22 protein-coding genes and 1 pseudogene are annotated in these 24,310 nt (G+C 40.8%); 8 read left to right on the forward strand and 15 right to left on the reverse strand.

From position 1 onward, the window contains the following. Positions 1-71: 71 nt before the first annotated feature. Positions 72-272 (reverse strand): hypothetical protein, encoded by a 201-nt coding sequence (locus tag V7K46_RS28195; protein WP_273768515.1) that lies wholly within the window; start codon positions 270-272, stop codon positions 72-74. Between the two features lie 285 nt (positions 273-557). Between V7K46_RS28195 and V7K46_RS28200 the strand changes: the two genes are divergently transcribed. Next, positions 558-1,616: a class I SAM-dependent methyltransferase gene (locus V7K46_RS28200; protein ID WP_335119137.1), complete on the forward strand. Its 1,059-nt coding sequence runs from the start codon at positions 558-560 to the stop codon at positions 1,614-1,616. 757 nt (positions 1,617-2,373) lie between these two features. Here the strand turns inward: V7K46_RS28200 and patX are convergent. From patX to V7K46_RS28215, 4 genes are all read right to left on the reverse strand, one after another. Further along, positions 2,374-2,616 carry a heterocyst-inhibiting protein PatX gene (gene patX, locus V7K46_RS32205; RefSeq protein ID WP_442939883.1) on the reverse strand — a complete coding sequence of 81 codons (243 nt, stop codon included), beginning with the start codon at positions 2,614-2,616 and terminating at the stop codon, positions 2,374-2,376. A gap of 107 nt (positions 2,617-2,723) precedes the next feature. Further along, positions 2,724-4,580, reverse strand: coding sequence for an FAD-dependent oxidoreductase (locus V7K46_RS28205; RefSeq protein ID WP_335119139.1), 1,857 nt, complete (start codon positions 4,578-4,580; stop codon positions 2,724-2,726). A 173-nt stretch (positions 4,581-4,753) separates the two neighbouring features. Then, positions 4,754-5,332 (reverse strand): hemerythrin HHE cation-binding protein, encoded by a 579-nt coding sequence (locus tag V7K46_RS28210; RefSeq protein ID WP_335119141.1) that lies wholly within the window; start codon positions 5,330-5,332, stop codon positions 4,754-4,756. 94 nt (positions 5,333-5,426) lie between these two features. Next, positions 5,427-6,158, reverse strand: coding sequence for an alpha/beta fold hydrolase (locus V7K46_RS28215; protein WP_335119143.1), 732 nt, complete (start codon positions 6,156-6,158; stop codon positions 5,427-5,429). A gap of 1,239 nt (positions 6,159-7,397) precedes the next feature. Here V7K46_RS28215 and V7K46_RS28220 point away from each other — a divergent pair. Then, positions 7,398-8,339, forward strand: a complete 942-nt coding sequence (locus tag V7K46_RS28220; RefSeq protein WP_335119145.1) for a hypothetical protein — start codon at positions 7,398-7,400, stop codon at positions 8,337-8,339. Positions 8,340-8,388: 49 nt separating this feature from the next. Here the strand turns inward: V7K46_RS28220 and V7K46_RS28225 are convergent, their stop codons facing one another. After that, the gene (locus V7K46_RS28225; protein WP_335119147.1) at positions 8,389-10,059 is read right to left on the reverse strand and encodes an ABC transporter ATP-binding protein; all 1,671 of its coding nucleotides are present in this window, start codon (positions 10,057-10,059) and stop codon (positions 8,389-8,391) included. A 544-nt stretch (positions 10,060-10,603) separates the two neighbouring features. Here V7K46_RS28225 and V7K46_RS28230 point away from each other — a divergent pair. After that, complete coding sequence (locus V7K46_RS28230) at positions 10,604-10,927, forward strand: hypothetical protein (RefSeq protein WP_335119149.1); 324 nt, start codon at positions 10,604-10,606, stop codon at positions 10,925-10,927. 389 nt (positions 10,928-11,316) lie between these two features. Here the strand turns inward: V7K46_RS28230 and V7K46_RS28235 are convergent, their stop codons facing one another. The 3 genes and pseudogenes from V7K46_RS28235 to V7K46_RS28245 all read right to left on the reverse strand — a co-directional run bounded on the left by V7K46_RS28235 (position 11,317) and on the right by V7K46_RS28245 (position 13,495). Continuing rightward, positions 11,317-12,708: a hypothetical protein gene (locus V7K46_RS28235; protein ID WP_335119152.1), complete on the reverse strand. Its 1,392-nt coding sequence runs from the start codon at positions 12,706-12,708 to the stop codon at positions 11,317-11,319. A gap of 244 nt (positions 12,709-12,952) precedes the next feature. Beyond that, positions 12,953-13,107 (reverse strand): annotated as a pseudogene (locus V7K46_RS28240) (IS701 family transposase); the annotation flags it as partial. Positions 13,108-13,282: 175 nt separating this feature from the next. Beyond that, positions 13,283-13,495, reverse strand: coding sequence for a hypothetical protein (locus V7K46_RS28245; protein WP_335119154.1), 213 nt, complete (start codon positions 13,493-13,495; stop codon positions 13,283-13,285). A gap of 727 nt (positions 13,496-14,222) precedes the next feature. Between V7K46_RS28245 and V7K46_RS28250 the strand changes: the two genes are divergently transcribed. Both V7K46_RS28250 and trxA read left to right on the forward strand, forming a co-directional pair. After that, entirely contained in the window at positions 14,223-14,534 is a 312-nt protein-coding gene (locus tag V7K46_RS28250; protein ID WP_335119156.1) for a hypothetical protein, read from the forward strand. Between the two features lie 235 nt (positions 14,535-14,769). Beyond that, entirely contained in the window at positions 14,770-15,123 is a 354-nt protein-coding gene (gene trxA / locus V7K46_RS28255; protein ID WP_335119158.1) for a thioredoxin, read from the forward strand. 144 nt (positions 15,124-15,267) lie between these two features. Here the strand turns inward: trxA and V7K46_RS28260 are convergent, their stop codons facing one another. The 4 genes from V7K46_RS28260 to V7K46_RS28275 all read right to left on the reverse strand — a co-directional run bounded on the left by V7K46_RS28260 (position 15,268) and on the right by V7K46_RS28275 (position 20,188). After that, the gene (locus V7K46_RS28260) at positions 15,268-15,801 is read right to left on the reverse strand and encodes a dihydrofolate reductase family protein (protein ID WP_335119160.1); all 534 of its coding nucleotides are present in this window, start codon (positions 15,799-15,801) and stop codon (positions 15,268-15,270) included. Between the two features lie 188 nt (positions 15,802-15,989). Next, positions 15,990-16,244, reverse strand: coding sequence for a TIGR03643 family protein (locus V7K46_RS28265; protein ID WP_273768503.1), 255 nt, complete (start codon positions 16,242-16,244; stop codon positions 15,990-15,992). 39 nt (positions 16,245-16,283) lie between these two features. Then, complete coding sequence (locus tag V7K46_RS28270; protein WP_335119163.1) at positions 16,284-18,092, reverse strand: ABC transporter ATP-binding protein; 1,809 nt, start codon at positions 18,090-18,092, stop codon at positions 16,284-16,286. A 308-nt stretch (positions 18,093-18,400) separates the two neighbouring features. Then, the gene (locus V7K46_RS28275) at positions 18,401-20,188 is read right to left on the reverse strand and encodes an ABC transporter ATP-binding protein (protein WP_335119165.1); all 1,788 of its coding nucleotides are present in this window, start codon (positions 20,186-20,188) and stop codon (positions 18,401-18,403) included. 347 nt (positions 20,189-20,535) lie between these two features. Here V7K46_RS28275 and V7K46_RS28280 point away from each other — a divergent pair, with 347 nt between their 5' ends. Next, positions 20,536-21,591 (forward strand): L-histidine N(alpha)-methyltransferase, encoded by a 1,056-nt coding sequence (locus V7K46_RS28280; protein ID WP_335119167.1) that lies wholly within the window; start codon positions 20,536-20,538, stop codon positions 21,589-21,591. A 217-nt stretch (positions 21,592-21,808) separates the two neighbouring features. Here V7K46_RS28280 and V7K46_RS28285 read toward each other — a convergent pair whose 3' ends face one another. Both V7K46_RS28285 and V7K46_RS28290 read right to left on the reverse strand, forming a co-directional pair. Continuing rightward, on the reverse strand, positions 21,809-22,021 hold the full coding sequence (locus V7K46_RS28285) for a type II toxin-antitoxin system HicB family antitoxin (protein ID WP_335079857.1): 213 nt from the start codon (positions 22,019-22,021) through the stop codon (positions 21,809-21,811). After that, the gene (locus V7K46_RS28290; RefSeq protein WP_334958429.1) at positions 22,005-22,271 is read right to left on the reverse strand and encodes a type II toxin-antitoxin system HicA family toxin; all 267 of its coding nucleotides are present in this window, start codon (positions 22,269-22,271) and stop codon (positions 22,005-22,007) included. Before V7K46_RS28290 ends, V7K46_RS28285 begins: the two co-directional genes overlap by 17 nt. 438 nt (positions 22,272-22,709) lie before the next feature. Here V7K46_RS28290 and V7K46_RS28295 point away from each other — a divergent pair, with 438 nt between their 5' ends. After that, positions 22,710-23,480, forward strand: coding sequence for a pentapeptide repeat-containing protein (locus V7K46_RS28295; RefSeq protein ID WP_335119169.1), 771 nt, complete (start codon positions 22,710-22,712; stop codon positions 23,478-23,480). 111 nt (positions 23,481-23,591) lie between these two features. Next, the gene (locus V7K46_RS28300; protein ID WP_335119171.1) at positions 23,592-24,212 is read left to right on the forward strand and encodes a TenA family protein; all 621 of its coding nucleotides are present in this window, start codon (positions 23,592-23,594) and stop codon (positions 24,210-24,212) included. Positions 24,213-24,310 lie beyond the last annotated feature (98 nt).

The raw sequence follows: 24,310 nt of genomic DNA on the forward strand, positions 1-24,310 counted from the left end.
GAGGGTGGCTTTTTTTCTAGAGTTGTCAGTTGAGACATTCACTCAAAAATCAACCTTAAAACTCTTAAAACTTAGCTCATGGAAGCATGACTAGACCCATAAATCATCCGAGCGTTAGCATCTACCTTGCCTTGAATCGGGTTCCAGTAGTGAGATGCTTCTTCAGGAAGACCAAGTTCTTGTGCAGCCCGCATCAGTATTGATTGTTGGCGATTCTTAACTTGCTGATGTTCACGCACCATTAACGCACGAGATTTATCTGCGATAGACATAACCATAGTCCTCTCTATTTTGTTATATATTTTTCGGTTGTTCTATGAACTACTATAACAAAAATTCTGTAACATAAGCTACTTTTTCCGAGATTTATGTTTGGCTTTGCTGACAATATCAGGTATTTTTTCCTAAAGCTCGAAAAATCTTCCTTAATCTACCTTTGATGGCTAAAATCATCTGGCTTCAGATTTGTCTCACCAGGAAGCCTCTACCTTTGCAACGGTAAACAATTTTTTCGTTACAATTATTTACATAGAAGTATCAAAACTTAAGCTATTCGTATGCCCGAGAGTTTAACTAAGCTGACTTATCAAGCCTTTCAGCAGAGCAAAAATTACTTTGGTCTGACTCACAGAATATTAAGTTCACGGTTGAGGAACCTGGTGTATCCGACACTTGAACAAAACACCAAACCCATCCCATATGAGCTTTTACTCAAACTTCAACAGAGATTGAATCAGTTGTTGGAAACAGACTGGCAAGATGCTCAAAAAGGTGTATACCCGGAAAGTTTGCTGTTTGACAACCCTTGGGATGACTTTTTCCGCTACTATCCGTTGTTATGGCTAGATTTTCCTCAAACCTGGGAGCGGGTTCAAAAACAGAATTACCAAGATTTTTCGCCCGAAATTGATAGAGATGGTTATCCCAGCTACTACGTGCAGAACTTCCATCACCAAAGCAATGGCTACTTAAGTGACTTGTCAGCCAATTTATATGACTTACAAGTGGAAATTGTTTTTGGTGGGGCAGCTGATGCGATGCGGCGGCGGATTCTCGCTCCTCTCAAGCAAGGGCTGAAAGCAATTGATTCGGTTGCACCACGGCAAGTCCGGATTTTGGATGTAGCTTGTGGAACTGGGCGGACTCTGAAGTTGATTCGGACAGCCCTACCTCAAGCATCTCTGTTTGGCACAGATTTGTCACCAGCTTATTTGCGTAAAGCAAATGAACTACTATCCCAAATTCCAGGAGAACTGCCACAACTTTTACAAGCGAATGCCGAAGAGTTACCCTATGTAGATGACTATTTTCATGCTGTAACTTCTATTTTTCTCTTCCATGAGTTACCAGGAACTGTACGTCAGACAGTCATTGAGCAATGCTTCCGGGTTACAAAACCAGGAGGAGTGTTTATTATTTGTGACTCAATTCAGTTGAGTGATTCACCTGAGTTGGAACATATGATGGATTCTTTCCCCGAAACTTTCCATGAACCCTATTACAAGCATTACACTACTGATAACTTGGTAGAACATTTACAGAGAGTAGGCTTTGAGAATATTGAGATCCAAGTACATTTTATGAGCAAGTATTTCATTGCTCATAAGCCAGCTTGAGGTTATACCTCCTCATTCCCTTTTCTTTAAGTAAACTTTACCTAAAAAGGCCAGATGCAAAATATTGCATCTAGCCTTGGGTGTAGAATAATTAAATGACTAAGATGAACTAGCAGATCCTTCTTAATATTTATTTCGTCGGGAGCCATCTGTGAGGAGAACGATCCAGAGGGCAACAGTAGGTCAGGAATAGTAAGATTTGTTGCCAAGTGTAATAAACGTATACTACTTGTGCAAATTTATGCCCTACATAAATTCAGATGAAACGAAAGGGATTTTATGCTTCGGCAAAGGATGCTAAATAGGTGTCGGAGCGAAGATCAATTATTTCCTGATCTAGATAGCCAGCTACTCAATGTATGAGAAAACCTATTGGGGAATAAAGTGAAGTTGCCTTAAGACTGTTTCCTCAACAAGCAAAATATCTTAATTAGATGTGCTTTAGATTAACTGATAGCCTATCTATTTATAGAGCAGTTGAGGATTGAGACGCAGAGTTTCCCAGGAATATAGCAACATTTGTGTAGCTTTTAAGGAGTTGGTAATGCTGTTGATCAAAGCACTTAATTTGATTTGCGTTTTGATCGCCAGGATTTAGGCCAACTTATGATATCACAAAGCTTGCAGTTGAAATACTAAGTGATCGCTGAAGATTTTCGGGCGTCAACTGTATATATCTCTGCCAGAAAACTTGTGTAAAACATGTTAGCACAACATTCTGTTTTCTGGTACTTTGGTTGCTTTGGAAAAAGAGGCATTACCCTACAGTAGTTAAACCACAGCATAGATATATTCCGAATTTTTGCGTCACTTCTCTGCGCCCACTACCGCGATGACGTGGCGCATCATCTGAATTTTGTTCAGATGCTGCCGATAGCCACTGTTTTGAAGCAGGCGTAGAAGGCAGCGCATAGGATAAGTGATTGACCATTGCTTGGCAGTTAAAAGCTAAGGGGCCGAACACCAGACTCGAGACTAAAAGTGAAATGGCAGCACGCATAGCAGATGTCTATTTTGGAACTCTCCACTTCACTGATACTTAGCTTTTTCATGAATATCCGGACAATTAATCAAAAAGTATTCTGTTTTACTGAAAATAAACTCTTCTTATCCTTCGTTTAAATGTTCGACTAATAACCACTTACCAAAGTGATTCTGACGGCCCCACAATGTAACTAATTGTTCGTGGGGATAAGCGCGTAATTGGTCGTTGATATGCGATCGCAAAGTCACAAGCTGCCAATTTTGACCTTGATATGCAGCTGGTGCTGTGACAGTGAATCTGTATTCCTGCTGATCCAAGCGGTAGAAAATGCCTTTGAAACAGTTTCTTTCCCGAATTAATGCCTTGTCAAAAGCAGAGTCAGGGTACTCATTCCCCGGTAGGCAAGGGCAATAACCATTAGCTGGATAGGCTTGTGGGTTATTTAAGTAATACAGTTGCCAGTCCAGCCAATCCGAATGATTGGGTGGAAGATTAAACAAAGGAATAATTGCTGCTTTTGAGCAATTATCTGACAATAAAGCCGTTTGCAGCGCCCTAACAGGTAAATCCCTTGGCTGGCAGTTTAACTCAACACACATCGCCGCTGCCATCCCCCCTGCTTGACCAATGCCCATAACCACAGGTTGTAATCTGGTGGCCCCATTGGCAATGTGGGAGACAGAAATATTTTTTTCACAAACTAAGAAACCATCTGTTGTAGCTGGAATTAGGGAACTGTAGGGAATTGTAAAAGGAGTTCCCGTCCAGCGTCCCCCCCAGCGAATAGATTTAGGTTGCAGTGGGAATTGAACACCAGGATAATGATGGTCATTGGCGTAGTTACCAATAGCGATCGCTTCGCAAACGCCTGCCGTAGGATGCCCGAAGGGCTGTAGGGCGAACGCTTCTCCTATCAAAGACGCTTTGCGATTGCAAAAATTCCCATAATTAAATATAGATGCAACTCTCCCTCCAGCAATCGGCAAAATATCCTGTTCTCGGACAGTAGTTAGCCCTACTAAGCGGCGGCTTTCTCGGTAATAGGGATGCAGTGCAAAAGCTGTAGGGGCGTGAGGAAATACTTTTTTTGCTAAACCATAGCGAAGACCAAGCTGATTTTGGATAAAATGGGCAAAATTTTGGCTGTGCCAGCGAGATTCTTGGATGAATTCACTTCTAGATACATCTGACTCTATCAGCCGCCCTACTCCTTCGCCGTAGTCATTACCACAGATTGGCCAATTCATCATGAATCGGCCATCAGGCAAACGTCCATAATTCAAAAATGTCTCTGCTCCATAGCCATCCCAAGCACCTGTAAACTGGGATGGATTATAGTTAGGGGCAGCCGGAATTTCTAGGGCGACGGCTTCACCATAGTCTTGCATAATCACTACCCAAGTGGGCGCTTGCACTGGATATTTCTGGGTTAAAGAGTTAAAAGTCACTGGGGCGCTAGGTTCTTCCCACTCAGATTGCAATTCCCAACCCCAGCGGTAAGGTATTTCAGCTAAAGCCAATAAATCTCCTAATTCTGTAGCGTCGAGAATAATCTTGGCTGTGACAGCAAAATCAGCAAAGCGGACACCAGTAATAGAATCACCTTGGCGAAATACTTCTAAAGGCACTTGTCCAGAAATCCAGTCCAGATTTGGCAATTCCTGCACCCAATCTGCAAAAATCTCTGCCCCAATCCGAGGATCGTAACTAAAAAAGCTCACCCAACTGTGATCTAATCCTCCGGGCTGTCGTTGTCGCAATTCCTGCAAAAACGCACCCCATAACCCCGTTTGAAAAGCTTCTAATTCGTTGCCATCGGGTGCAGATACTCCAGCCGAAGTCAGCATCCCCCCCAACCAAGGAAATTCACTCACCAAAATCGTTTTGGCTCCCCGTCGCGCCGCTTGGATTGCAGCCGCAGTGCCTCCGGTTCCTCCACCGACAACTAGGACATCAGCTGTATATGTCTGATGAACCATCTTCTAACCTCTCTGAGTTTCCGACATATTCTCCTAAAAAAAGCGATCGCATTCCAGTTTTTATCTCAAACTGAGTGCGATCGCGATCGGATTCCCTAAATCAAAAGAGATTATTACGATTTTTATCAATTGGCACATACCCAACTCGAAGTCGAGGCGGTCTTCAGTTGTATTTACTTCGTCAAACCCTCAAACACACCCCTCAAAGCTGCAACAGCATCTTGAGTCCGTGCCCAAACACCTTGATCTGGGTCTTGACCTGTAAGTTCTCTTGTACCCAAAACTTCCAACACACCTTTCAATTGTTCTTGATGGGCACGATTTTCAAAGTTGACTTGGTTGAGCGGCCCAATAGCTTCTTTCACGTCGTCACCTACCACCTGTGAAGCTTTATGGATAATTAAACCAGTCATTACGGCTTGGTGCTTAATTCTTTCGTGAATAGAAACCTTTTGGTACAGTGTCAGCTCATCCCCATCTATTATACGGCCTACTTGCTCGACGTACTGCCCTATAGTGTCTCTAGGCTGGGCTGAACCACCACCAAATTTAGAGATGACTCCCTCGATTACTGTGAGATTTTCTTGATCATCTTTGAGAAAGTCGTTTAGGCGCTTGCTAATTTCTTGATCGTTGCTTACAGCAGGTAGTACTTTTTGTTCATTAGCAATTAGCAACTCTTGTATAGCTTTCAAATCTGCTAGCTCTGTAGCGATCGCGCTCCGCTTGGTATCATCTAAAGCTACAACCATTTCTAGACTTTCCTGAAATAATTTAGGACACGATTAAGCTCTCACAATTGTTTGACTCGGCGCATCTTTCTTGAGATGTATTATCATCTACTACTTAAAGTCGCAAACAGGCATACAGCGAATCTGACACACGGATAAACTTCCAGAAGTCGAGTAGCTGTTCTCCTACAAGCTGATACTGAGAAAAGTGAAAAAAATGCCCTCCTTCAAAACATGACCATAGGCGATCGCCTTCCTTGAAATGCGATCGCCATCCTTGCAGTGCATCAGGTGTGATAACAATATCGTTTAAGCTACCACAAACCATCAAAGGTACTGAAACTCTGTTTGGAGTCATACTCACGCTTTCAAACAGAGAATGAGGAGAGAGCGAACAATCTAAGTCTTGCTCCAGAAGATGTGTCAGACTCTTGAGAGTGCATTTCTCCTGATAACCAAATAAGTTATAAACCATATCAGTTAAAAGCTTTTGGCGACTTAAAAACTGACGGTGAATATAGTAATGAGCTTGCCAATCAACTGCTGGATCAACACCCACAGCTAATAGCGTCAAAGACTTAACTGTTTCTGGATAGCGACGGCTATAGAGTAGACCTAGTAATCCTGCTGTACTATGACCAATCAAATGAACAGGTTGATTGCAATATTTGAGGTAGTCGTGAAGCAGAACAACAGCAGCATCTAGTGAACTTGCTTCATCTTGACTTTGGCAATATTTCCACTCTTGGATTGTCACTTGAGATGATAAGTAACAAAATAGTGGTTGAGCAAAGTATTGCAAACTAGGGCTTGTATTTAACCAAAGAACATCTGGTAGTTTAGACATCCTGATTTTCCTGTAAATAGAATAAACTCTCAATTCACTAATTAAGAATTTTTGTAACGAATAATCCTAAATTCCTATATCTGATTACAGCTGATTTTTCCAGTCAGGCTTACCAGTGTGTCAAACCTCCTATAAAAAGTTATTGATAAATATATTCAATATATTTTAGAAAAGCTTACAACATCAGAGAAATTATTGCAAATAATTATTGTTAGTGCTGCAATACAGTTTCTCTGTGAAGTTATACAAAAATTTCTCCCGTCTAGAGGTTTAACAGGATTTTGTCTTGCTGACGAGTTAGAAATACCCTTTTGATATAGCGGTTCTCGTTTACGTGAGGTATACGCGTAGGGGCACGGCAGTGCCCATAGGTGTCAACTTAAGCTACAACCTTCGTAAAACCTCGTTTCCAGCCTCTGGCTGGAAATGCATACCCTGGCGGCTCTGCCGCTAGGAGAGGGAGGCGGAGCCTCCGAACTGGCATTCCCAGTCGGAGACTCTTAACGAGGCAACGAGGCAATCTCTAAAAAGTCTATCTAGACAGACGTTTACGTGAGGTAGACGCGTAGGGGCACGGCAGTGCCGTGCCCCTACACCTCGCAATATAATCTGAATGGGAAGCGCTATATACGAGCGCCCATATCTCAGTCAGATCGTATATTTAGTCACTTAAATAACATTATTACATTAATTACGTAGAAAATTTTCTCAGATCAGGAAAAATAAACTTTTTTCTCTAATAGGACTTACGCACACTCTATGAATGCTTCTCAACTTGATGAGACGCTGCGCGTTGGCGTTGGTAGTAGCCTACGGCAAGCCACTACGTGTCTACGATAAATTAAGCTTTTTGGCTATTTTTGCGTAAGTCCTGTCTAAATATCTAGATACCGCTTTTGTAAAGGTGAAATAATTTCAATTTTTGATCTCAGCTAGCAGAAATATATTACCAAAGTTGTTACTTTGAATTTATTCATTAGAGAATACAATGTCGAATCCTTATAAAAGCAAGAGTTACAAATAATTTTATTATGGCTGGATATACATAGGATTTAGAATTACATCAAACAATGGCTTGAATTTTTTAGCCAGACTTATGAGAATTTATTTTCAGTCAATATGAATTAATCCAACTTGTATATACATCTAAAGACAGAGGTTGGAACTATAGATTGGTATTTAGAATTAATATAAATCTTAACTTTATGAATTACTAGTATTAAGTAAAATCCAGATATTATGTTTACTAATTGTTTGAAAAAAACTGATAAATTAAGTATAAATCAAGATAGTAATGTCTCAAATGTTGATATAGCACTTTTTATAGATAAAATTAAAAGTAATATCTGGGTATTTGGTATTCCATCTTGGCTTTTCGGCATAACCGATAGAAGCATAGCTGCATTTTCTGATGGTTATTTATCTCCCCTAGAAATTTTTCAGCTATTGACAGCCTCTTTCTTTTTTATTAGTTGGCTATATCTTAAGCCTGAGGAAAGCTTCAATAGCAATGATTTAGCGCCCAGCCAATATCAAGAATATCTCGATCGGACGCAAGCTAACAAGCTTCAATTAAAAAAGCTTCACATGATTAGTCAGGAGTACATTTTACCGTTTCCTTATGTTTGCCAAATCTATCATCTATTGAACTTAAAACATTTGGAAACAGTTCATAGATTTAGCCTTAATAATCTTAAAATTATCAATATTAGCCATTTTGAAACCACAAATAGCGGTGGGATAATCAAGTTTAAAACAATATTAGATTCGCCAGGTAATCCTCTGAGAATTTGGCGACAACCAACTGTGGAGGTGGATTTAATATTACATACTCCCTACACCATTGAACTGAGTATTCCAGTCTATAATCAGAAAAGAATAATTGTTATATTTCATGCTTTCCCCTTAAATGACTCAGAACATCAGCTATTTATAGATATTTATAGTGACCTAGAGTGGCCAAAGCCATTATTACAAATAATATTGCATTTTGCTTCTTGTTTGACACTCTTTGAAGATTTGCCGTATCTAAGAGCTTTAGGTGACAAAAAGATAGAGCGTTTATTCAACTTAAGCAGGACTTCAAATCACGAGACAGCGTTGCTATTTAAAAGATTCGTTGAGCTATATGGGTCGAGTGGAGAAACAACTAAATTACTTGAAGGAAGGGAAGAGAATTAACAGTTAGGAGTTAGGAATTTGAAACTTATAACTCCTCATCTTAATTTAATTAAGCGCGTGCTAGCAATGGAGCAGCAGCTAGTAAGGTTTTGGTATAAGGATGCTGAGGATTAGCAAAAATATTTTTTGTCAGACCGAGTTCCACAATTTTACCGCTATTCATCACGGCAATCCGATCGCACAAAAATCGAGCTAACCAAAGGTCATGAGTGATGAACAGATAAGTTAACTCAAATTCTTCCTTTAATTGCAACATCAAATCCAGCACTTGCGACTGCACGCTAGCGTCTAACATACTCACAGGTTCATCGCAGATTAAAAGTTTAGGGTGAGTAATCAAAGCACGAGCGATCGCAACTCTTTGCTGTTGTCCACCAGACAAATCTGATGGATAACGCTCATAATACACTTTTGGCGGTGTTAACCCGACTTTCTCTAGCATCCACAAAACCTGTTCTTTTGCCTTAACAGGATCGGCAAGATTGTGGATAAATAAAGGGTCAGCAATACTTTGTCCCACTGTCATCGCTGGATTGAGACAAGCATGGGGGTCTTGAAAAACCATTTGTATTTGTCGCCGTGAGGAGCGAATTTCTTGGCGCGACAGTCTAGTTAAATCCTGTCCTAAAAACTCAACTTTGCCACTAGTGGGACGAATTAGTTGCAAGATAGTTCGTGAGAGCGTACTTTTACCACAACCTGATTCCCCAACTAAGCCGAGAATTTCTTTTGAATAAAGATCCAGGTTGATACCATCTACTGCTTTAATTGTCTGCGTTTGTGTGTTCAATAGTCGTTCGATAAAATTAGGTTCGATGGTGTAATATTGCTTGAGTTCAGTCAGACTCAAAATTGGGGATTGCTTATTAATAATTGGTAATTGCTTTTGTTCATCATTGACAATTATCAATTCTCCATTATCATTTACTGCTTGAATATGTAAAGCTGCTTTTAAGAGCGATCGCGTGTACTCATGTTGAGGATGTCTAAATACAGTTTCTGTAGAACCCATTTCCACCATCTTGCCGTTGTACATAACGCCAATGCGATCGCAATACTCAGCCACCATTGCTAAATCGTGAGAAATCAGCAACAATCCCATGTTTTCTTCACCGCACAGACGAGTTAATTCTTGCAAAATCTGCGCGGAAACTGTGACATCTAAACTAGTGGTGGGTTCATCGGCAACAATTAACTTGGGGTTGAGGAGTAAAGCTAAAGCGATCGCTACCCGTTGACGCATTCCACCGCTAAACTCATGGGGATACTGATTCCAGCGACTAGCCGGAATATTCACCTTTTCCAAGGTAGCAAGTGCTTTTTTTTTGGCTGATCGCGTTGATAATTCTGGTGAGTGCGCCTGAAGGGTTTCGATACAATGCTTACCAATCGTCATCAGCGGATCGAGGCGTGTCATCGGATCTTGAAAAATTAAGGCGATCGCCTCTCCCCGAAATTTCCGCAACTGGTTAGGCGTTAAGTCAAACACTGACTGTTCTTGAAATGTCACCTGTCCCTGAATACGACTAGAGGCTGGTAGTAAACGCATTACTGCCCGTCCTATAGTTGACTTACCACAACCAGATTCTCCCACCAATCCCATTCTTTCACCTGGTTGCAAGCTCAAAGATACATCATCAACCGCCCAGCTTGCTTCTTCTCCATTCCTGTGAGGATAAGCAACTCGCAGATTTTCGATACAGAATAAAGCTTTACTCATAGTTAGTTATTAGCCTTGGGCTAGCAGCTTTTATAATTTCAAATTTAAGATAGTCTATCAGATTAGTATTAGACCTCCGTTGTGCGAACATCTTTATTGTCTTAGCGTAGGCGTAGCCCGCCCTTTGCGTAGCGTCTCCAATTGGCATCGCCTTTATAAAAAACTCCACCCACAAGGAGATGGAGTTTCCTGCCGACTTTCGATGAACAATAGTTCTACAACAGAGACGTTGAGGTTGGATCAACCTAATGTATCTACCGACAACCAATCCAAAGGTAGTGACGAGATCCGCCAATCTTCTATCATACTGATTTATACCGCTGGCCTCAAGTTTTCTCAGTTCATGTTAAGAGACAAGCAAGCATTTTTACTATTGAGCTAATTAATCTTCATCAGCTTGATATCATTTGTACCTTGCTCAGTTTCTAGTCATTAATTCACCCATTTGTGGGAAGTAATTAGTAAGCCAATAAGTGTACTTTGCTAATAAGCAGACCAACACAAGATGGTTTGAATCAGCATTCATCCAATAAATGTATCAATCATGTTGAATTCGATATTCACCGGATCTATAAAAATAAAACCTTTGGTAGTTTTAACAGCTTTTTTGCTGGTTGTACAAACTTCTGCCAATGCTCAACAACCCCTTCCTAGTTTGACTCCAACACAAGCTCAACATTTATCCCGTGACTTGGTTCCATATAATTCTCAAGACTTTTTTAGGCAAGGAAAAGATTCTATTGAGACAGAAATTCAAATTCTTAGGCAAAGGCAACTGCGCTCAATTAAACCTGTTCTTAAGATTGATTTAGTACCGCATACAAAAATACCACAGACCCAGCAAAACCCTAACATCTTATCTAAGTAATAATTATCATTCTTCTATAGGACTTCTATTTGATTTTTGAGAAAACTCCTTACATCTGAAGAGTGCGGAAATCAAAAGTAGTGTGTTGAATAAACCACTTTTTCCATCCACTTCAAAAGAAAGAACAGCTATGTCTTTTAGATTTTTTGATTGGCTGACTCTTAATCGTGACTATTTACTGCGAATATCGCCAGTTTAGGCTACATTTGAGCTTAATTTTTGTTTAAGTCCCGTTATTCAACAAACCCGCTTGTCAATAGGCTTTGAGATACGCTAGCCCTGTATGGTTAACATAAGTTAGCGAGGAGCGATCGCTTATTTACGGGCTAGGGAACAACCATTCGCTCCCAACACTCAAGAGAACTTACTTAGATACACAAAGCGATCGCTCATTCTTGCATCCCTTCGTATAACAGTCGTGCAAACAGCCGTGCGCCATCATCTATCTTCAACCGCGCATAAGTCGGTGGTTCACACGTTCCTACTGTTCGCAAATCGGACAATAGCTCTGGGTGAAACTGACATGTAAATGAGCGCCGAATCCGTTTACTCTCAAAATCTTTATAGATAATGCAAGTCGCAGAACATTCGGTAACAATTTCATTGTCAATGGTAGTAGAACACAAAATCTCGATCGCATCCGGCAGTTTCAGTAACCAGGCCAGCCGACTACCTGCTAAAATCGACCGATAAGGAATAATGGCATCATGCAGCAAGCGGTATGCCCAGTTAGCAAATAAGATTGCTTCTTCATTAACCTCATCTGAATGAAACATGGCAATATTGACTTCCCGTTCATACTTAATGGCGGTGTCAATCACGCCTTCATATTCATCAGCCGTGATTTCGTGAGCGGTGATTAGGTCTTGGGGAATATCAAGAGCCTCTGCATCCGGTGATTGGTAGTGATGCAGCCGCCGTTCGCCAACTTCCTTGTGTTCGTTCGGGCCAACAGCAAATTCTGGATGATCCCAGCCTTCGGCGATGAGGTGCCCATTTCGCTTAGTAATTTTTAGGGAACTGCCAACTGTTTCAATTTGTTGACAAACGCGCTTCAGGGCTTTTAACATTTTGCCATTGCGGTCTCTCGGTAGATATTCTAAACTCAGCACTTGCTGAACCGCCCGCTTAATCAAATTGATATGTCCTTGCGCCGCCAGTTGATGTCCCAAACAAATAAACAGCGCTAAAGCACTTATCGGCGAGCGCGAGATCAACAACTTTTCAACCAAACAATGGAGATCGTCGAGGGAACATTTGCCACCCTCAAAAGTAGAAGCATCCCGTACTGAGGGATCGCCACCTTCTACTACTACAGCTAACCCCGATGTAATCAAAGGTACCACCACATCAGGATCGAGTAGTCCAGAAGACCATACAGGAAACAAAATTGAATCGCAATCGGCAATTTTTTGAGCGATGTATGCAACATTCAGCGATGCTCGAACATCTTCTCCTAATGGATTTTGTCCGACGTGTTTCCAAGGTTCAATGATGGCGATCGCATTGCGAAATAGACAAGGATGTTTCATCAGAAATTCTAAATCTGACTGCGAGTTAATTACCTTCTCCAATGGTTTGCCATATCCCCACTGAAATTTGGCGTTTTCTATGAGTAGCGATGTATCTGGTAAAGGATCAAGAGAGTGGCGATCGGCAAGAAATTGACCGATGAGAACATGCATAGATTCAAAGTCAGAATCCCCTTCACTTAAATAACCAGGACGCAGCCGCCAATTGTTAGGGGTTACTAATTGATTAATCTTTTGAGTTGTACTCATTACAATTTATATACTTTTTTAAAAGAACGCGATGTGCAACTTAATTTTGATACCTGAATTTATAGCATTTGAGCTATCTACAAACTCATCGTCCGAGCAGTCGCTAGAGAGAAACTAAGGATTCCAGACTTCAAGTCGCATATAGCGTTACTTACTAGATTTTTAGCTAATCCTCCTAAATACTTTAATTCTCGCTTCTTTAGTTCTAATAAGAAGGATGTGTTATTACCATATCCAGCATCTACATCTGAAATAGGTTTTTTCTCTCGCTTTCACCCAATAATCCCCCTAAATAATACCTAAACTCTCTTTTTTGCGCTTTATGAGTCAACACATCATCAAACCGCTTACACCATTTTCAAAGCACGGAGGCATGGCTGTGGGGGTTGTCTCTTTCATGGGGAGTTACTTTGACGTGAAAGCTATGCTAGCAAAGCATTATACTCCTTTTTATTCTTCTTTTTTGTTTAAGTCCCACTAAACCACACCCCCAGGCATCACAATCACTATGCTCTGCTTTCCAATAACAGAGATTTTGTGTTTTGAATAAATTTTGCAACACAAATTTACAATCTTAATCGTCTAGTAAACTCATCAACGCTTGGATTTCAGCGTCTTGCGGCTCTGATAATTGACACTGTAACTTTAATAATTCATTTTGTAATCCTTCTGCTACATAGAGCAGATTAGATTCTTGTGCAATTTTTAGCTGATTTTCTTTAATTTTGATTTGTTTAACCAACTTGTTTTCAACATGAATTGAATTATTGTAATGTTGAGCAATCATAGCTTTACATTTCTTATGAATCTATAGAGTGCAATTAAATTTACCACCTATGTATTGTTCCACACTTTTATGATTTTTTAAATATTTGGTGATTTAATCTTTTGACTAGTAGTGTTTAGGGGTATGGCATTTCTCCTTGCTTGAGTAGTTGATTTTTTCGGGGTCTTTAGGGCATTGAATCGGACGCTTAATGCCATTTTGCTCTATAGCGATTTTCATTTTAATGAGGTACACGGCATTGCCATGTCCCTACCTTGTATCTGTGTTCATCTGTGGTTAATTATTTTTTCTGTACCTTACCCATGTGGGAACCGCTATATTCTCCGAAGGAGGAGACTTTTAGGGAGCATCTTAATAGCAAGCAAATTTACCAAAATCGTTAAAAGTCAATTGCGAATGAAGCGGACTCCAACTCTACAAGACGCTCCGCGAACACTGCGTTTTGCTTGGAATGACAAATTATGTTTTTACACATTTGGGATACTCCCGACTTTTCACGAGAAATCCTCAAACGACAAAAATGTATAGTTTTTTCCACAAATCCATTCTCAATAGTTTGGGAATATTGACTTAATACACCATATCGATATTTTTACAGGCTTTTACAATAATGTAAATTATGATATAAGATTGGTTGATTTCGGGAGAATTTTTAGATAAGACGCATTAACTTATCTGTTACTTCACCGAGTCTTGTAGATATGTTAAACATTTTTTTTTGAACAGGATGAACTTAAAGTTTATAAAGAGAAACCTTTTTACCTTTGTAAAAATTATATCTACAGTGCTTATAACAAGCGCAATTGGATTGGAATCGTGGAATATTTATGCAGTAATAACTAACAGTCATTTACCAAACAGTCTTAATCCAATTTTTTGGATTGAGCGTTTTGCCATGACGATCCATTTTATAGAAAGCATTATAGCAGCTTTTTATGCACCTTCAAGAAAAAAGATGCCAATAAAATATGCTACTTATACTTTTTTTGTAGGCACAATTGGGTTGTTAGAACTGTTTGATCAGCAGGATGACTATTGATACCTCCACGCCTTGAAGGTATGAGATTTTTGGATTAGGTAGGTTGTGAGGGTGCGTTATGCGATCGCTAACTTACGTAAGAAAGTTGTAGGTTATTAGATCCACGCTACCAAGCAAAAGTCAGTTGCGGGGGTTTCCCAATCTAGGTGACTGGTAAATCTGACAGCCAGAAGGGAGTATATTTGTATAGTTAGCTTTTTGCTGAAATTTTAGTTTGACACTAAGGAATTAAAAAATGTCTACTGATACTGACATAGTTGCTTACGTTGAAGAAAGTGAATTTGATACTGTTTTAACTGGAAGTGAAGAGAAAGTCGTTGTTGTTGATTTTACTGCTACTTGGTGTGGCCCCTGTCGCCTGATCAGTCCGTTAATGGATCAACTTGCCCAAGAATACAAAGGTCGCGCCAAAGTCGTTAAGGTAGACGTTGACAGCAACAAGCCGATTTTCAAAAAATTCGGTCTTCGCAGTATTCCAGCAGTTTTAATTTTCAAAGATGGTACTTTAGCAGAAACCATCGTGGGAGTTTCTCCTTACGAAGACTTCAGCAACGCTGTTCAGAAGCTTCTTGAGGTTACTTCAACGTAATTGGTAATTCATAATTAAACAGGGTTTATACCTGATGCCTAATAACGGCAGTCACGTTTCAGGTGGAGTTTAAATTCCCCGAAGTTCCGAGCCTCGTAAGCCGACCCTCGGACTTCTTACCATTTGAAACACAATTATAAATTTTTAACCCTTTCCTTTTTGCCTATAATGTGATTGGAGTAAACCACTAGGATATTGTTTTGAGTCAATCAGCTCCAATTTTTCTTCAGGGCTAGCTGGTGGGAAAAGGTGTATACCACCACCTAAGATAATTGGAATAGTTGAAATAATATATTCGTCAATCAAGCTGTGCTGAAGAAACGAATTGATTAATGCTCCGCCACCAACTAGCCAGATATTTTCCAAACCTTGAGCCTCCATATTTGCTAAGACGTGCTTCACTGTGTCCGAAACAAACACAACATCCTCGCGGTCAGATTGGAGATGGCGCTGGGTGAAAACGAAGGATTTTTTCCCCGAATAAGGCCACTCATCAAAACTAAGTCCTATTTCATATGTATTGCTGCCCAAGACAATAGCATCAATCGATTCGTAGAAAGCAGCGTAACCGTAGTCTTCTCCTTCTGTATCAAGGATTGATAGCCAATCAATTCCGCCATCGCTACGAGCAATGTAGCCATCCAAACTAGCTGCGATATAGAGTGTAACTTTCGTCATTGTGCTTGGTGAATGTGGTAGTTTTCACTCAATTGGTACAAGCGATGCCTGCGGCAACGCGAAGCGCGATCGCAGGCTTATTTCTTTTAAAGTATTTTAGCTTCTGATGGTTCTGAACCATATTTTGATTGAACACATCATAAAAAAGCGATGTCTACGACGGGCTACGCCTACGCTTACCCAATTAGTTAGGTTTTTTGATTGGGCGATTTAAACCGACCTGCAATAAATTCTCGCTTAGATAAATGCTTTGTATTGCGTTTGGTGACTCGCTCGCGCCACATCTGGAAACTAGATTCTTTCATTTCGCGCCTCATTAAGGCAATTACCTGTTTCTCCAGTAGCCCAAATTGAGCCTCAATGGCATCAAAAGATGTTCTATCTTCCCATGCCATTTCAATAATGCGATCGATGGTTTGTGAATCGAGGTTAGGTAGGTTCATTCCTTTGCTGGCAATTGAGAAATTCGATATATATATATTTTACTTTTCATTTTGAAGAACCATTGTGTCTGCTGTGTCTGCTGCACCCAGTTGTAGAGCATAGAGATTCGCATAGACACCCTGCTGATCGATGAGTTCGGCGTGAGTACCCTGCTCTACAATTTGTCCCTGCTGAATTACTAATACCTGATCTGCCAGAGTAACTGTACTGAGGCGGTGAGCAATCACGAAGCTGGTACGACCTTGCAGCAAGCGGGCGATCGCAGTTTGTACTAGCGCTTCTGTGCGGGTATCGATGCTGCTGGTGGCTTCATCGAGAATCAGAATTTGGGGGTTAATCAACACCGCACGGGCAATACTGATCAGTTGTCGCTGTCCTTGGCTCAGGGGAGCGCCCCGTTCACCCAATTGAGTTGTATAACCCTGTGGCAGTGAGGTAATGAACTCATGCACATTTGCTAATTGTGCAGCCTCTTCGATATCAGCTTGGGTGGCGTAAGGAACGCCAAAGGCAATGTTTTCGGCGACGGTGCCGCTGAACAGAATATTGTCTTGCAGGACGATGCCAATTTGACGCCGCAGACTTGCTTGAGTCACGCTACGCACATCAACATCATCAATTTTCACTGCACCGCCAGATACATCGTAGAAGCGCAAAATCAAGTTAATGATCGTACTTTTTCCCGAACCTGTCGGGCCTACTAACGCAACCATCTGCCCTGGATAGGCGTGCAAATTCACCCCTTTGAGAACCAATTGATCTGGGTTGTAGCCAAACTTGACATTTTCAAATGTCACTTCACCCTGAATAGGCAGCATTTCTGTCGCATCGGGTGCGTCTTTGAGTTCTGACGGTTCATCTAGCAATAGAAAGATTCGCTCTAATCCGGCGAAAGCAGATTGAGCTTGGGTATAAAACTGGCTGAGAATTTGGATCGGGCGGAAGAATTGCTGGACATAAAGTAAAAAAGATGTCACTACACCTACTGTTGCACCTCCGGTGACCGCAAGATAGCCACCATAGGCCAGCACGCCTGCCGTTGCTAGTGTGTTGAGAAAATCGATCGAGGGCAAAAAGGCCGAAGTAATTGCTACAGCCTCGACGTTAGCATCACGATTGGCAGCGTTGAGAATGTCAAATTCTGCGATGTTCATCTGTACACGATTAAATGCCTGTGCTTCTCTGACGCTACCAATATCTTCTTCTAACTTGGCGGAAAGCTCCCCAATCGTCTGTCGCGTGACGCGAAACCTAGCTCTTGCCCAACGTGCAAACAAGCTTGTGGTAAAAATCATCAGTGGCACAACCAGATTGCTCAACAAACCGAGTTTCAGGTTGATTGAGAGCATAGCAATGATTATGCCGACCAAACTGAAAGTGTTGCCCAGCATTTGAGCGATCGTCAGTCCAAACGCCTGATTTACAGTATTGACATCATTCAGCAGGCGGCTCATTAAATCGCCTGCTTCGCTGCGATCGAAAAAGCTGAGTGGCAAACTTTGGATTTTAGTGAAAATATCTTGCCTCAGTTGAGCCAGCAATCGCTGCATAATCCAGCCGACTCGAATAATTTGACCCCGGATTGCCAAGATGCCAAGTCCGTAGTTCAGCGCTAGTAGCCCTAATAACACCAGCAGTCCTTGCAAATTCCCTTGTTTAATTAGGTGATCAATCGACCAACCGATGAAAAACGGCCCAATTGCCTGGGTTGCAGCACCAATAAATACTAATGTCAAGGCGATGGGAATTTCTTTGCGATAAAGTCGCAGGTATTGCAAAAAGCGCCGCAGGGTGGAAAATTGCTGACTCGCCTGCTCAGATGCAACAACGGTAACTGTGCCTCTCATACCAATTTTGGATTTTAGATTTTGGATTTTGGATTAAAAGTCTTTGTCTTTATTCGCTGTTATAAAAATCTTAAGCAAAACTATTTATTAATACGGTTGGGTTAAGGCTTAATTCCTCCTCGTCAATTTTTTTAAGGTAGACGCCCAGGCTACTGCCATCTCTACAAGACACTACTTGTAGCAAGATACCCGTAGGGGTACGCACAGCCTCCGCACCAGAAGGACGCATTCGCCTCTGGTCTAGTAGAGAAGAAAGCAAAGGAAGAGAAGGAAGAAATGCTTAACTGAACTGTATTGGACTACTTATACTAATTTAGGATCATTTGTTTCTTCACCTTAACCTGAGATTCCAAAATCACACCGTAGAGCGGGCTGGTTTGCATCAATTCCTCATGGGTGCCTTGTGCCACCAATCGTCCTTTATCTATAAGAAAAATGCGATCGGCATTCTTGACGGTGCTAATACGTTGAGCTACTACAAAAGTTGTACAAGCTTTTTGGTGGATTAATTTATCCAGTTCGGCTTGAATCTGGGCAGCAGTCTTGGCATCGACTGCCGAGGTACTATCATCTAAAATCAGAATCCTGTAATCGGTAAGTAAGGTCCGAGCGATCGCAATTCGTTGTTTTTGTCCACCAGACAAGCCCACGCCCCGTTCACCCACAATCGTCTCGTAGCCATCGGGTATACTGGTAATAAAATCGTGTATTTGTGCAGTTTTTGCAACCTCAATCACCTGCTCTAGAGTTGCATTGGGTTTTGCGTAGGTAATATTTTCGCGGATTGTGCCAGAGAAGAGGGTGGTTTCCTGAAATACAATGCCAATACGCGATCTAAGGCTTTTGAGCGTCAAATCTTTTACATCTCGTCCATCAATGCGAACTGCTCCCCCTGTGACATCGTAAAACCGGGGAATTAAGTTCATAATTGTACTTTTTCCCGAACCCGTCATCCCTAGAACGGCAATCAACTCGTTAGGCTTTGTTTCAAAGGAAACTTCTTTAAGAGCTTCGGTTGTCGCTCCTGGATAACGAAAGGAAACATTTTCAAAGGTGATTCTCCCACCGCAGGTGTCAAATGGGACAGCACCGGGGCGATCGCGAATTTCTATCTCTGCATCTACAACTTCATAAACCCGTTCCGCAGAAGCAGCTGATTGAGCGATCGCAGGTGCAGCAAATCCAATCAACAAAATTGGTTGGAGAATCAACGCTAGGTAGGAGTTAAACGCCACCAGTTCGCCAATGGAGAACCTACGCCCAATCACCTGCGCTCCCCCGTAAGCGAAAACTGCCAGTGTTACCAAATTACTCAGCAAAAAGATCAACGGAAAGATATCACGGATGGCGCTAATGGTCTTCAGATTTGCCCTGACTAGACCATCATTCAGGCTCGTGTAACGCGACCTTTCAGTTGACTCCCGCACAAAGGCTTTCACTACCCGTATTCCTAGTAAGTTCTCTTGCAATACGGCATTGAGGTCGCTCAGTTGCTCTTGTACTTGCCGAAAAAGTTTGTTATTTCGGCTGATGAATCGCGCCATCAACCATCCGCATAGGGGCACTACTGTCAGGGTAATCAGTGCTAATCGCCAGTTCATCACCAGCAAAAGCACTGAAATACTCACCAATGTTACAACTGAACCGATGACTTGAATTAAACTGGTGCCAACAAAGGTGCGGATCTGCTCAATATCGCTGGTGACACGGGTTAGCAGTTGAGAAGTCTGCGCCTGGTCATGATAGCTGAAACTGAGATTTTGAATCTTGCTAAAAATTTTGTTTCGCAGGTCATAGGCCACACCTTGAGACACTGCTTCTGCCAAATAGCTTTGTCCAAAGTTAAATAAACCACGAGCGATCGCGGCGAGTACCATCCAGGCGGCGCTGTATAGCACAATTTGTAAATTTTGTTTGATAATGCCCTGATCAATTCCCCACCGAAATAGTTGTGGGGTAACTGCGTTTGCGATCGTCAACAGCAACAGGCTGGCCAATGCTCCTAGCGAAGTCCATCGGTAAGTGCTTAAACTCTCAAGCACCCGCTGGATTGACTGTATCGACGAAGTTTCCTGGAGTTCTGGTTGCTGAACCAATGGTATTTACCCCTGTATCTTTGAAAAATTATCTCCTATTTTGATTGTAAAAAACCAATCCGCCAGTTGACAGTGGGGAATGTAAGATAGAGAGAAACTCTCCTATTTGTGGTATAAATTCCGAATTTTGGGACAGTGGCATGGGAAAATACCTCTTTGGCAAGCATTGTGGCTAGGGGGTGTTTTCAAAGTCTTAGATTCCCCTAACCTCCCTTTAAAAGGCTTGCTCAGAGTCTCTTAAAGTCCTCCTTTTTAAAGGGAATTTAAAAAGTTAGAAGTCTAAACGAGTAGTTTGAAAATACGCCCTAATCCATTTAAATACCTGAGAAAAACAAAGAACAAGAATAATGGCTCAAAATTTTCATAGCAATTCCCAACTTCCATCGGATATTTCAACTGCTATCAGTCGCACAACAAAGCCAAGTTCTGAGTTCTACTCTCTTTTTTCTGAAGAAGAAGTTTTAGGGATAATTCATGCATTAGAAGTCAGGCGAGAAATACCTCTAAAGTATTCTTATAAAGGTAGAGGCGCAAAAATATGGGATGATTTTTATCTAAAATATATTATTCCTACATGGTATCGGACATCAAGTATAGAAGTTGAACTTTTAAAGAAGAACTTTAAATACTTTAATGACAATATTAAAAGTGGCGAAAGAGTAAATATTGTAGACGTTGGTGCAGGAAATTCATATCCAGTTAAAAATTTTATTCAAAGACTTAATAAATTGGGAAAGGTTAATAAATATATTGCTTTAGATATTAGCGAGGAATTGCTTCATTTATCTAAGAATAATTTTAGAAAATGGTTTCCTCTCATTGAATTTCTCAGTTCGATGATTGACATAGAAAATAGTAGCATACCCAAAATTTTATTTCAAAATAAAGCTAGCCTTGAAATTGATGACACAGTAAAAATATTTTTCCACTTAGGTGTTACCATTGGAAATCATCAAAATAGAGATGAGGTACTCAAAAACTTTAGAGATAGCATGGGAAAAAACGATTTTCTGGTGTTCACTAATGAAACTGGTTCTAACTCTCAATGGGATGGAAACGTCAGAGGTGGCTGCAAGTATCATGTAGAAGAAATATATGGATGGGTTAAAAATAATATTGGGATTAAATCTGAAGATTGTGAATTGGTTAGAAAGTATGATTTAAAAACAGATAGTATAGTTGCTAATATGAAATTTCGTCATAATTACACTATAAATTTCAGTCGAATAGGCATAGATAAGAAACTTGAAATATCTGAAGGTGAAGAAATTACTATTTGGCGACATCACAAGTATGAAATTCCTAAACTTTTGCAAGAACTAGAACGTTCTGGACTACAACTTCTTCATTATAATACTGACAAATACAAATCACATATTATGGTGATTTGTGCGGTTCGCTAAAAAATTTGACGAGGACAAAGAGTTAAGTAAGCCTAAAATTGCGGTGTTCAGATCCTCAACCTCATAAAAATTGCCGGGGATCTAATACCAATTCCGTATTGCAATTGGTAGAATTTTTTAGACTTTTTAGCAAGAAACTTTTGTTTTCCGTATCCAATTAGGTGTAAAATATTTCTGAGAATGTTAAAAAATCAGTTGCCCTTGGTTTGTTTATCAATTAGATGTACATCAAACGCCGTCTAGGTTCAGGAACTGGACGCCCTAAATCTTTAGCTGTTTCTATCCATTCCTGCACAACTACTTCTACATTGTGCAGGGCTTCTTGATAAGTCTCACCGTCAGCAGTACAGCCTGATAATTCTGGTACTTCAGCAATAAAGGCTTGATCTAATTCACTCCAGTAGAGAATAATTTCATAACGAAATATCATTTTTACTTCCTAGCTTATACTTGATAATTACTGCACGAACTTGTTTAATTTGATAGCTTTTGGCTTTTCCTTTTTTATGTTGGAGGTTCAATATTTCCTCAACATCGGCTTTGACAAAAATCCGATGATCGCCACGAATCCGTTCATCAAAGCCTAGTGTATATAAGAGTTGCCACAGTTGTGCAAAAGGGATGTCTGTATCAGAAGTCCCAGAGAGGATTTTTTCTAAGAGTTTGTCTTGCTGACTCACGTTTTTCTGACTGTCTTAATGTTTCTATAGTCTCATATTTATTTAAAATCAGGGCATACACGAGCAAATCTCTGTTTTTACTCCTGAGTAGGATGACATTAGCACCAGGCACAGACGCATAGCGGCTTGTCGTTAGACATCGCTTCTTTGTAAAATCAAGATGACTTAGAGTCCAAAGAAGTAGAAGTGTAAATTTTATATCTAATTATCAAAAAGTATTACAGCAACGTCAAGGTCTGACCCTTGAAGAACAAATAAGTAGCTAGGCATAAATAATTAGAAGATAGTGAACTTGCACAACCAGTGAGTGTTTACTCAAATTTACAAGTGATATACGCAACTACAGAGGGCAAACTGTTCAGATTGCTCATATCATAGGCTGAGGTATAAATCCGTCTCAGTCAATGTTGAATATTGAGTAAGAAATATTACGCGAATATGAAAAACCAAATTATAGTCATAGCTGCTTTTTTAACCACGATTAGTTTGACAACAACCGTACAAGCAGCAAATTCTGAACACGTTAGACAGTTATTGGCAACCAAACAATGTCAAAACTGTGATTTAACCAGTGCAGGTTTAGTGATGGCTGACTTATCTGGAGCCAATTTGAGTGGTGCTAATCTCACAGGTGCTAACCTCAGCCGGGCAAACTTGAGCGGTGCTGATTTGCGGGGTGCAAACTTGAGTGGCGCGAGTTTATTTGGTGTTAACCTAAGCCAAACTAAGTTTAGTGGGGCAAATTTGGCGGGTGCTGATTTAAGAAATACCTATCTAGCAAATGCAGAACTGACTGGTGCTTACTTAAATGGCGCTAACTTCCAAGGCGCAGTAGGTATACCATCACAAATTGCAACACCCGAAGAATTTTATGCTTTGGGTGTGGCAGAAGCACAAAAAGGTAACCAACAGCAAGCAATCAGTTATTTTAATCAGGCGATCGCTATTAAACCAGAATATGCCGGTGCTTATTTAGCTCGTGGTGTTGCCTGTTACCAAATACTGGATAGACAAGCTGCATTCAAAGATGCCCAAGTTGCTGAAAAATTGTTTACATCCCAAAACAATACCGCTGGAACGCAAACAGCCCAGGCTTTTATTAAAGAACTGCAAACACCCGTAAATGAGAAGGTAAGCGCTGGTAAACCCAGTTTCGTTGACTTTTTGGGAAGTCTTGGCTCAGTCTTACTTCAGTTCTTACCTTTTTGAGGGGGAGAGTTCACAGAACAGAGGGATAATAACAGATGACAAATGACAAAGCGCAAAGTCTGAGCGGAGGTTTCCTCCGATCAGAACTTTGTAAGAGAGGACAAATAATAAATGACTTTATCTAACGAATTATGGGCAGCAAATCAAGACTTAGCCCAAGCTTGCCTAAAGCATCCTTTCGTTCAAGGCATTGGCGATGGTACTCTTGAGCAGGCGAAATTTGCTTACTACGTAGGGCAAGATGCTTTTTTCTTAGAAGCTTTTGCCCGTGCGTATAGTATTGCCGCAGCTAAAGCACCAGACTGGTTAGGTTTCACCACATTTCATAACCTAGCTAGTGAAGCTTTAGAAGAACTGCGGATGCATATTGGCTATGCTTCCCAGTTAGGAATCAATTTAGATTCTGTGGAACCAGGAACCACCACCCGCCGCTATACTGACTTTTTGTTAGCAACTGCTTGGGGTAGAGATGTGGGTTTAATTGCTGCGGCGATGTCTCCGTGTATGCGTTTATATGCCTTTTTGGGAGAACAGTTAGCTCATAACGGCATTCCTAATCATCAATATGCAGACTGGATTCGTACTTATAGCAGCGCAGACTTTCAACAACCGACACAACAATTAGAAAGTTTGGTTGACAATTATGCCATTACTAATTCTGTTGTGCATTCAACCTATCGTTATGCTATGTTTTGCGAACGCGACTTTTTTCAGGCTGCGTGGGAGTGTTAAAAACTGCTGTTATCATTTGCTCAAAAATAACCTAGACAAATTCCTCCCAACTTTTCCAGAGGAACGTTCCACTACTATGGCGTTCCCGCATGGGTAAG

This window comes from Nostoc sp., assembly GCF_036917395.1.
GTDB lineage: Bacteria > Cyanobacteriota > Cyanobacteriia > Cyanobacteriales > Nostocaceae > Nostoc.